Source organism: Nocardioides sp. Leaf374, assembly GCF_916862475.1.
Lineage (GTDB): Bacteria > Actinomycetota > Actinomycetes > Propionibacteriales > Nocardioidaceae > Nocardioides > Nocardioides kribbensis.
On the sequence record NZ_CAKASO010000034.1, the window covers coordinates 37,834 to 48,062 of the forward strand.

At 76.8% G+C, this 10,229-nt stretch carries 7 protein-coding genes; 2 read left to right on the plus strand and 5 right to left on the minus strand.

What is annotated here, in order from left to right; all coding sequences use genetic code 11:
• Positions 1-81 precede the first annotated feature (81 nt).
• On the plus strand, positions 82-1,413 hold the full coding sequence (locus LPA27_RS14575; protein ID WP_228942898.1) for a DUF58 domain-containing protein: 1,332 nt from the start codon (positions 82-84) through the stop codon (positions 1,411-1,413).
• Entirely contained in the window at positions 1,410-3,923 is a 2,514-nt protein-coding gene (locus tag LPA27_RS14580) for a transglutaminaseTgpA domain-containing protein (RefSeq protein WP_228942899.1), read from the plus strand. Before LPA27_RS14575 ends, LPA27_RS14580 begins: the two co-directional genes overlap by 4 nt.
• A gap of 612 nt (positions 3,924-4,535) precedes the next feature.
• Here the strand turns inward: LPA27_RS14580 and LPA27_RS14585 are convergent.
• The 5 genes from LPA27_RS14585 to LPA27_RS14605 form a co-directional block, all read right to left on the minus strand.
• On the minus strand, positions 4,536-5,048 hold the full coding sequence (locus LPA27_RS14585) for a DUF3040 domain-containing protein (RefSeq protein WP_228942900.1): 513 nt from the start codon (positions 5,046-5,048) through the stop codon (positions 4,536-4,538).
• Between the two features lie 125 nt (positions 5,049-5,173).
• Positions 5,174-6,349, minus strand: a complete 1,176-nt coding sequence (gene dinB, locus LPA27_RS14590) for a DNA polymerase IV (protein WP_228942901.1) — start codon at positions 6,347-6,349, stop codon at positions 5,174-5,176.
• Between the two features lie 165 nt (positions 6,350-6,514).
• The gene (locus LPA27_RS14595; RefSeq protein WP_082499929.1) at positions 6,515-7,300 is read right to left on the minus strand and encodes a methyltransferase; all 786 of its coding nucleotides are present in this window, start codon (positions 7,298-7,300) and stop codon (positions 6,515-6,517) included.
• Positions 7,301-7,617: 317 nt separating this feature from the next.
• Positions 7,618-8,886, minus strand: coding sequence for an endonuclease (locus LPA27_RS14600; RefSeq protein WP_228942902.1), 1,269 nt, complete (start codon positions 8,884-8,886; stop codon positions 7,618-7,620).
• 227 nt (positions 8,887-9,113) lie between these two features.
• A complete protein-coding gene (locus LPA27_RS14605; protein WP_056862494.1) occupies positions 9,114-9,569 on the minus strand; it encodes an SAV_6107 family HEPN domain-containing protein in 456 nt (151 codons plus the stop codon).
• Positions 9,570-10,229 lie beyond the last annotated feature (660 nt).

Below are 10,229 nucleotides of genomic sequence, written 5' to 3' on the forward strand. Positions count from 1 at the left end.
CGCCACGCCACACCGCCCCACACCGCCCCACGCCGACACCACCGACACCACCGACACCGCCGGACGACCCAGGGAGGACCGATGCGCGAGGCCCTCGCCGGGCTCACCCTGCGCGGTCGCGCCTTCGTCGCCGCGGGCGTCACCGCCGTCGTCTGCGCCGTGCTGCTCGGCCAGCCCGCGCTCACCCGCGTCGGTGTGCTGGTGCTGGCCCTGCCGCTGCTCACCGCCGCCTACGTCGGCCGCAACCGCTACCGACTCGCCCTGGTGCGCACGGTGAGCCCCCAGCTGGTCACCGCCGGCCAGCCCGCCCGGGTCGGGCTCACCATGACCAACCAGGGCCGCACCCCCCACGCCGTGCTCCTGGTGGAGGACCAGCTGCCCTACGTGCTCGGCACCCGCCCGCGCTTCGTGCTCGACGGCATCGGCCAGGGCTGGCGCCGCGAGGTGAGCTACCAGGTGCGCAGCGACGTCCGGGGGCGCTACGACGTCGGGCCGATGACGGTGCGAGTCAGCGACCCCTTCGGACTCGTCGAGCTCGGCCGGGCCTTCCAGACCAGCGTGCCGCTGACCGTCACCCCCCGGGTCGTGCCGCTGCCGCCCATCAACCTCGGCGGCGGCTCCTCCGGGTCGGGCGACAACCGGCCCCGCGCCTTCGCCCACGGAAGCGCCGAGGACGTCACCGTGCGCGAGTACCGCCGCGGCGACGACCTGCGGCGCGTGCACTGGCTGAGCTCGGCCCGCACCGGGGAGCTGATGGTGCGCCGCGAGGAGCAGCCGTGGCAGGCCCGCGCGACGCTCTTCATCGACAACCGCGCCGGCAGCCACCGCGGCCAGGGCGTCGCCTCCTCGCTGGAGACCGCCGTCGTGGCCGCCGCCTCCATCGCCACGCACCTGGGTCGGCGCGGGTTCGCCGTACGTCTGGTCACCGCTGCGGGCGAGGACGCCGCCGCGGCCTGGCACGTGCGTGACGCCACCCTCGACACCGGGCCGATCCTGGAGTCCCTCGCCGTCCTGCAGCCGCTGCGGGCCACCCACCTCGACACCGGCTGGCTGCGCGAGCAGGGCCAGGGCGGGCTCGTCATCGCCGTGCTCGGGGACCTCACCCAGGCCGACCTGCCGGTGCTGCGCCGCATGCACCACGGCGCCGACGCCGGTCTCGCGGTCGCCCTCGACGTGGCCGCCTGGGGCACCGGCGTGCCGACCGCCCCGGGCGCCTCCGGCGCCGCGGTGCTCTCCCGCCAGGGCTGGCGCAGCGTCGGGCTCGGCCCGCGCGACCGCCTCGACGCCGCCTGGCAGGACCTCGGCCGCAGCCGCGCCACCGCCCCCCGACCGCACGGGGCGACCAGCGGGCCCGGCACCGGGATCAGGACCGGCGGCGGCACCGGCGCGACCACCCGTGGAGGACCCTCGTGAGCGCACCCACCCTCGTGCCACCGGCCGGGTCCCCGGCCCGCCCGAGCACCGGCCGCGCGCGAGCGTCGGCGTCGAAGGACCCTCGCGCCCGGGGCGCCGGGCGCCTGCTGCTCTCGGCCCTGGCCGCCACCCTCACCACCTGGGCCGCGGTGGTGTCCTGGCGGGGGCTGACCGAGACCCCGGGCGGATTCCTGCGGCCCCTGCTGCTGCTGGCCCTGGTCGTCGCCGGCACGGGTGCCCTGGCCCGCCTCGCCCGCCTCCCCGCCCTCGTGGTGCTGCTCGCGCAGACGGTGGTCGGGGTCGCCCTGGCCTCCGAGCTGCTCATCGACACCCCGGTGCCGCTCGGTGCCGGCTGGAGCGAGCTGGTGCGCGCCGTCGAGGCCGCCGTGGCGACCTCACGCCAGTACGCCGCCCCCGTGCCGCCCGAGGCCGCCCCGCTCGACCCGCTGCTCGTCGGCGGCGGGCTGGCCTGCATGCTCCTGGTCGACCTGCTCGCCAACGGCGTGCGCCGCGTGCCGCTGGCGGGCCTGCCCCTCCTCACGGTCTACGCGGTGCCGGTGAGCATCGTCGACTCCGGGCTCTCCTGGTGGGTCTTCGCACTCACCGCGGCGGGCTTCCTGGTCATGCTCTTCCTCCAGGAGGACGAGCAGGTCGCCCGGTGGGGCCGTCCGCTCGACGAGCGCGGCCGCCCGACCGAGGCCAGCGACACCGACCTGCGCGCCTCGGCCGCCCTGGGCCCCCGCAGCTCGACCTCGCGGGTGGGCGCCGCGAGCGTCGGTGCCGCGGCGACGGCGCTGGCCGTGCTCGTGCCCCTCGGGGTGCCGACCCTCGACGTCGACGTCTTCTCCCTCGGCGCGGGGGGTGCGGGCGGCGACGACGCCGTGCAGATCGTCAACCCCATGACCGACCTCCAGCGCGACCTGCGCCGTGGCAGCGACATCCCCCTGCTCGAGGTGCAGACCGACGACCCCGACCCGTCGTACCTGCGCATCGCCGTGCTCAACCGCTTCTCCAGCGAGGCGTGGAGCTCCGGGGACCGCGAGATCCCCACCGACAACCTGCCCGACGGCGCGGTGCCGGCTCTGCAGGGCGTCGCGGGCGACGTCGCGCGACGCTCCTACGACTACGACGTGAGCATCGGTGAGGACTTCCAGTCGCGCTGGCTGCCCACCTGGGCGCCGATCCGCGCCATCCGCGCCGAGGGCGACTGGCGCTACGACGAGTCGACCATGGACTTCCTGGCCAGCGCGGACGACCTCGACACCGCCGGGCTCGACTACTCGATGACCGGCGTCGAGCTGGACCTCTCCGCCGCCCAGCTCGCCTCAGCGCCCTCGGCCGCCGGCGCCGTCAGCGCGGAGATGGTCGACCTGCCCCCGCTGCCCGACCTGGTGCGCGACCTGGCCGTCGAGGTCACCGCCGAGGCACCGACCCGCTACGCCAAGGCCGTGGCCCTGCAGAACTGGTTCCGCTCGGAGTTCACCTACGACCTCGCGCGTGCCGACGAGGGCAACGGCGTGAGCGAGCTCGAGGCCTTCCTGCGCGACGACGAGGGCGGTCGGGTCGGCTACTGCGAGCAGTTCGCCTCGGCCATGGCGGTGATGGCCCGCGAGCTCGACATCCCGGCCCGGGTCGCCGTCGGCTTCCTGCGCCCCGACGAGATCGGTCCCGACCGGTACCAGTTCAGCGCCTACGACCTCCACGCCTGGCCCGAGCTCTTCATCGCCGGCGCCGGGTGGGTGCGCTTCGAGCCCACGCCCGCCGACCGGGCGGCCGCCGTGCCCGACTACACCCGTGGCCAGCTCGACTCCGAGCCCGACCAGCCGTCGGCCCAGCCGAGCGAGCAGTCGCAGGCCCCGGTGCAGCCCGACCGGCCGGCGCCGAGCGCGGAGCCCGAGGTGCCGCAGGCGCAGGGCCCCGACGACACCGACACGACGGCGACGACCTTCCCGTGGGCCCCCGTCGCCGGGGGCGTCGGCGGCCTGCTGGCGCTCGGGGCACTGCTGCTCCTGCCGCGCCTGCTGCGGGGCCGCCGGCGTGAGCGCTGGCTCGCCGCGGGTCCCGAGGGTGTCTGGCAGGAGCTGCGCGCCACCGCCCTCGACCTCGGCCACCCCTGGCCCGAGCAGCGTTCCGTGCGCACCGCCGGCGCCGCGCTCCTCGACTGGTACGCCGACCCCGCGGCCGAGCCGGTCGAGCGACCCGAGCGCGGCGCCGCGGCCTCCCCGGAGGCGGCCGCCGCGACCCGTCGGCTCGTCACCGCCCTCGAGCGGCTGCGCTACGCCCCGGCCGGGTCGACCGACTCCCCCGCCGCCAGCGAGCAGGTGGGCGACGACGGGCGCGTCTGCGTCGCGGCCCTGCTGGCCGGCGTCACGCCGCGACAGCGCCGCGCGGCGCGGTGGTGGCCGCGGTCGGTGCTCACCGCGGGCCGGCGACCGTCGGGCGCGCAGGCGCGACGGGCCGAGGTGCGTGCCACGCGCACCGGCGCCGCGACGGTCGACGAGGTCGGCTGACCTCTGCGGCGCCGGCCGGGTGACCTCGCCGGTCCGACCGGATCGACCGACCGGCTGAGCACGCGCCGCCGCCCTGGCCCGACCGCTGAGAGGGACCGCCGGGCGGGCCGGGTGTCGACCGACCGGCTGAGCACGGGCCGCCGCCCTGGCCCGACCGCTGAGCGGGGCCGCCGGGCGGGCCGGGTGCCACCGCTGCCGGCGGGCTCCGGTGGGGGCGGTCGGGGGCTCCGCCCCGTGGCTCCACCGGCTCCCGCTCCGACGACCTCGCGCCGGTCCGACGACCGGGGCCGGGCACATCGGCCGGTGCAGGCCGGGGTAACCGCTGGACCCCGCCGACGACGACCCTCGCACCGACCTGCCGACCGGGGCCGGCATGTCGGTCGGTGCGGGCCCGAGTGGCCGTCGGCTGCCGCCGTCGACGAGCGCCGTCGACCGGAGGCCTCGGACCGAGCCGTCGACCAGGACCGTCGACCGGGACCGTCGTCCGGCTCGTCGAGGACGGCCGCCGGAGGGCCGAGCGGTCAGGACCGCGCCGCGTCACCTCAGGCGCGCACGCCGGGCACGGGTCCGAGCCGCCATCGATCACGCGTGACGACAGCGCCGAGCGAGGGCTTAGAAGCCGCCGTTCTGCTCGCGGCGCCGGCGCCAGCGCTCCTCGGCGCGCTCCATGAACGTGCCGGACTTGCGGGGGCGACGCGACGGCCGCCCGCCGCGGCTCTTGCCGGCGCGCGCGGAGCGACCTGCGCGGCCGCCGTCGATGACGGTGAAGCCCGACGACGGGTGCGCCGCGGCGCCCTGGGTCTCGGCGGCAGCGGCGGCCTGCTGGCCCTTGAGGGCGTTGAGACCGATGGTCGCCGAGGCGAGCATGATCACGAACCCGACGATGCCGACGGCGTAGACCTTGCTGATCACGCCGCCCATGAGGACGCAGATGCCGACGACGAAGACGACGCCGGCCAGGATCGCGCGGCGCCGTGCAGCCCGGCGCAGCGAGGTGCCGCGCAGGGTGGAGGCGAACTTGGGATCCTCTTCAGAGAGGGCGCGCTCCATCTGCTCGAGCAGTCGCAGCTCCTCTTCGGAGAGTGGCACAGGGTCCTCCAGGGTCACGCGGATCGGCGGGCTCACCGTCGCGCCAATTCTAGGCAGGCGATCGACGTCACGGTAGGCGCGTCGGGAAATTACTCGCGCGGCGGGGGTCGAGGGACGTGCTCGGCGGCGGCACGACGACCTCGGTCGCGCACCGCCGGTCCTCAGAGCAGGCTGGCCGGACGCACCGCGGCGCCCCCGAAGCGACGGGTGGCGCGGTCGACCGCGCGGTCGGCCTCCGACCAGCCACGCTCCCTCTCGCCGAGCACGTGCTGGTGGTGCACCGCACCGCGGGGGCCGAGGCCCTCCACCCGCACCCCCACCAGGCGTACGGCGCGCCGCTGCGGACCCAGCGCGTCGAAGAGCGCCACGGCCGTCTCGTAGACCTCGCGCGTCACGTCGGTGGGCTCCGCGAGCGTCCGGGAGCGGCTCACGGTGGTGAAGTCGGTCGAGCGCACCGTGATCGCCACCGTGCGTCCGACCAGGTCGCGCCCCCTCATCCGGCCCGTCACCGAGGTGGTGAGCCGCAGCAGCTCGCGCAGCACGCCGTCGCGGTCGACGACGTCGCGCCCGAAGGTGTGCTGGGCGCCCATCGAGGAGTCGGGCTCGCCGCCGCCGAAGCCGGGGGCACGCCCCACGACGAGCTCGCCGCGGTCGGTGCCCCACGCCAGCGCGAGCAGGTGGTCGGCCTGGCGGGCGCCCACCAGCTCGTGGAGAGCGGCGCGGGGGGTGCGGGCGACGTCGCCGACGGTGCGCAGACCCAGTCGCTGGAGGCGGGCGCGGGTCTTGTCCCCCACGCCGTAGAGCAGGCCGACGTCGAGGGGGTGGAGCATGCGGGGGACGTCCTCGGGAGCGACGACGACCACGCCGTCCGGCTTGGCCAGCCGGCTGGCCAGCTTGGCCACCGACACCGTCGCGGCCACCCCCACCGAGCAGGTGATGCCCTGCTCGTCGTGGACGGTGGCGCGGACCAGCTCGGCGACGACCTCGGGCGGCCCGAGCCGCCGCCCGGCGCCGCCGACGTCGAGGAAGGCCTCGTCGGCCGACAGCACCTCCACCAGCGGAGTGACCCGGCGGAAGCACTCGTGGACCGCGCGGGAGACGCTGCCGATGAGCTCGAAGTCGGGGGCCAGCACGACCAGCTGGGGGCAGAGCCGTCGCGCCCGCGACATCGGCATCGCCGAGCGCACGCCGTGCGCCCGGGCGGGGTAGCTGGCGGCGAGCACCACGCCGCGGTGGGCGCCGCCGACGGCGACGGGCACGTCACGCAGGTCGGGCCGCTCCCGCAGGGCCACCGAGGCGTAGAACGCGTCCATGTCGACGTGCAGGATCGGCGTCACCGGTCGGGGCGTGCCCTCCGGTCGCCGATCGGCGCGTGGCGCGACGCTCCGGCCCGCGTCCGGGAACGCGGCGTCGTCGGGGCCCGCCACCCCCCGGTCGGTCACCACCGGTCCCCCCGCGGCCCAGGGGCGCGAGGGCGTCGGTCGGCGGGAGCCGGCCGGTCGCTAGCGGGCGAGCACGTGCAGCTGCGTCGCGAGGGGGAGGTACTCCGAGCGGCGTGCGACGGCCCGCTCGAGCTCGACCAGCGCGGCACTGGCGCCGGGCTCGAGGTCGAGCAACGACCCGGGCACGAGGTCGGCGAAGACGCGCACGCCGTCCACCGAGAGCACCTCGAGCCCGGCGCCGCCCAGCAGCCCCTCGAGCTCGTCACGGGTGAAGCGTCGCCCCGAGCGGGCGCGTCCGCCGGCGACCGGTGCCCCGCTCGGCGCGTCGAGCATCGCCAGCGCCTGCCCGAAGTGTCCGGCCATGGCCCGGGCGACGACGGCGGCGTGGTGCTGGGCGACGAGCAGGCTGAGGGTGGCCTCGGGGCGCATGGCCGCTCGCAGGCTGGCCAGCGCGGCCGCCGGGTCGTCGACCACCTCGAGCACCCCGTGGCACAGCACGACGTCGGCGCTGGCGGGGCCCACCACCTCGGCCAGGGTCGACAGGTCGCCCTGCTGGCCCGACACCTCGACGCCCCGCTCCCGCGCGCGCCGCGCCAGCGAGGCGAGGGCATCGGGGCTGGGGTCGACGACGGACACCCGGTGGCCGAGCTCGGCGACCCGCACGGCCAGGCCGCCCGTGCCGCCGCCGATGTCGAGCACGTCGAGCGGTCGGCCCGCCCCTCCTGCGCCGAGCGCTTCCTGCAGGGCCGCCCAGACGACGGCCGTGCGCGCCGCCGCCCGCCGCTCGCTGGGCCGCTCCTGGGACCGCTCGTCGGGCCGGGCGGGAGGGCGCTCGCTTGCTGCCATGGCGACCACCCTAGGGGACCGACGAGCGCCCGGGCCCGGGCCCGCGCCCGCGTCGCCGGGCCGCCCCCGGCGAGAGACGCGGCGACGGGGGCGGCGGTGGGGACGCGCTGGGGTCGATCACCTGGCACGGGGGCGGACTCCCTGGGGCTCGACCCGGTGGCAGGTGCTGCGGCCGCCGGGGACGTCGTGTGTCGAACGTCTGTTCGACACCCTGCACCCTACGACGCGTCGCAGGTCACCGCCACCCGTCGCGCACCGCCACCCGCCAGGCACCGTGGCCGCTCGTCACCGCCACCGACCGCGGCCGCCGGCGCGGGTCACCAGATGGCGTCGGCCCACTCCGGGTGGTCGATGAAGGGGTTGCGGTTGAACTGGAAGCGCTCGTAGATGACGTCGTTGCGGCGCATCTCGAAGGCCGACGGCGGGTCCTCGGCGTTCCACCGCAGGAGCGTCGACAGCTTGCCGTGCAGCGGGGCGGTGCCGTTGGCGACCCGGTCGTTGACCTCGAGGTCGGGGAAGCCGTCGCCGCCCTCGTAGCGCACGGACATGAAGAAGATCATCCGCGCCACGTCGCCCTTGTCGGCGTCGCGCGGCTCCCAGGAGTCGCCGTCGGCGTAGTTGCCCGGAGCCTCGGCGTTCTGCGAGCCGCCCTCGTCGAAGTCGAGGTTGCCGCGAGCGGAGTTGACCGTCACGTCGGCGGGGCGCAGGTGGTGCAGGTCGGTGCCGGGGCCCGTGGCCGTGCCGAAGTCGCCGTGGCTCTTGGCCCAGACGTGCTCGCGGTTCCACTGCTCGACGCCGCCACCGTTGTCGGTCTCGGGGCGGCTCTCGCCGGTGTAGAGCTCGATCACGCGGCTCGCGTCGGCGGGATCCTGGTCGGTCTCGCGCAGGGCGGCCCAGACCTCGTCGTAGGTGAGCCGCGCGACACCGCGCGAGACGATCGTGTGCAGCGACGTCTCCAGCGCCGAGCCCGTCTTGCCGACGGCACCGGCGTAGTAGGTGCTGTCGTAGTCGTCGGTGCCCCCGCTCGGGGGCGGGGTGGCGCCCCCGCCGCCGTCGGCGATGGCGAAGGCGGTGGCGTTGCGCACGCCGGGTGCCGAGAAGTAGGCGCCGAGCGTGCCGGTCACGTCGATGCGGCGCCCCATCAGCGCGGGGTTGGACCGCAGCCCCCAGGACGCGCGGAAGGCGCTCGGCACCTGCACGTAGACCATCCGCGACGTGGCGGTCTCCCCCGGCGCGTCGGCCAGGGCGAGGGCGTAGTCGTCGGGGAACCCCGAGGTCACCACGGTGCTGGTGGCGGTGGGCTGACCCACGACGTAGCCACGCACCGTGGCCGTGGAGCCGTCCTGCACGGTGCGCGCGGTGGCGACGCTCACCGGCGCCGCCGCGTTGGCCGCCCCCGGCAGGACCGACCCGACCATCGAGCCCACCATCGAGCCGGTCGTCGAGCCGGTCGTCGAGCCGGTCGTCGATCCCTCGGGCGCGCCGAGGAGGGCGGCGGGCGCGAGGGCGGGGGCCACCGTGAGGGTGGCCGGGACGAGGAGGAGGGACACCAGCTGCGCCGTGCGGCGCGGCCCGAGAAGCCGCATGCGCGGGACTCCGATCACTGGGACACCCGTGCGGGCGTCGGGGCGGGCGGGGCCACAGCGGCCCCCGGTCGAGCCTGGGCGATCCTCACCGCCCGGCGCGACCGGGGAACCCCTCGTCATCGACTCAACCGCGACCATCCAGCCACCCGGACCGACAAGGCCCCGACCCGATTCGTGTCACCGCCCTCGCCGCGCGGCCGGGCGGCCGGCCGAGGGGGGCGGAGGGCTCAGCCAGCGCGGCTGATGCGCTCGGCCGAGGGCGCGTGCGGGACCAGGCCCAGGGCCTGCTCCACCACACCCAGGAACCGGTCGGCGTCGCGGACGAGGTCGTCGGCCTCGCGCTCGCTGACCGCGCGCCGCGACCCCGCCTCCGCGGCGGCGCGCTTCGAGGCCCCCGCTGCGAAGAAGGTCGCCCACTCCGCCAGCTCCGGCGCCACCTCGGCCAGCAGCACCCAGGCATTCTTCTGCGGTCGACGCCGCGCCGGCGCCGGCTGGGCCCGCGCCGAGAGCAGCGCGGCCGCCGAGCGGAGCGCGGCGACGTGGGCCAGCGCGTAGCGCGCCGGCACCTCGGTGGCCACGACGGCCTCCTGGAGCGACTCCGCGGCTCGCAGGAGGTAGGAGTGGGTAGTCGCGGGGAGGGCGTAGGGGTTGGGCGGGGCCACCGACGCCCGCGGCGCGCTCACGCCTCCACCTCGGCCCCACGCGGGGCGTGCTGCTGGATGTCGTCTGTCATGGTCCACCTAACCTGGTCGTCGACCCCACGTGCGACCCCCTGACCTGCTCCCGACGAGGCCCCGCTCCGGCGGAGCCACCCGGGATCGAGCGCCGACGGGGACGGGGGTCGAGATCGCCCCCGTCGGCAGCGTTCGAACATGTATTCGAACACGGGTGAACCATACCGCCCGCCACGGACAGTGCGTCAAGGGTCGCCCGAGCGCCCCCGGGGCCGCCTGGTCGCGGAGGGCTGCGGCCGGCCCTGGCGGGATTCACCGGTCGGCTGGTGACACCCGCACCTGTCGGCCCACGCGCAGGCCGACAGGTGCGGGTCCGGGCCGACAGCTGGGGCCCAAGGGGCCGACGAGGCCTGCGGGACTGGGCCGGGCCAGGCTGGGCCGGGCTGGGCGGAGCGGGCCCGACCGCGGCGGGCCTGGCGGGGCCGGGCGGGGTGGGACCGGGAGCCTCGCGGGGTGGGCCGGGCGGGGTGGGACCGGGAGCCCCTGCACCGGCCGCAGGGCGGCCTTCTCGGGCTTGTCGGACGCCCTCCGTCTCGTGTCGGCTCGTGGCCTCCGACCTCGAGGTGATGGCCGCAGACCTCGAGGCCATCGCCGCCCTGGAGGAGCAGT

What these genes read in the sequence shown, in the direction of transcription:
- LPA27_RS14575 (WP_228942898.1), top strand. Translation starts at nt 82, where the DNA reads ATGCGCGAGGCCCTCGCCGGGCTCACCCTGCGCGGTCGCGCCTTCGTC.
- LPA27_RS14595 (WP_082499929.1), bottom strand. Translation starts at nt 7,300, where the DNA reads ATGGCAGCAAGCGAGCGCCCTCCCGCCCGGCCCGACGAGCGGTCCCAG.
- LPA27_RS14600 (WP_228942902.1), bottom strand. Translation starts at nt 8,886, where the DNA reads ATGCGGCTTCTCGGGCCGCGCCGCACGGCGCAGCTGGTGTCCCTCCTC.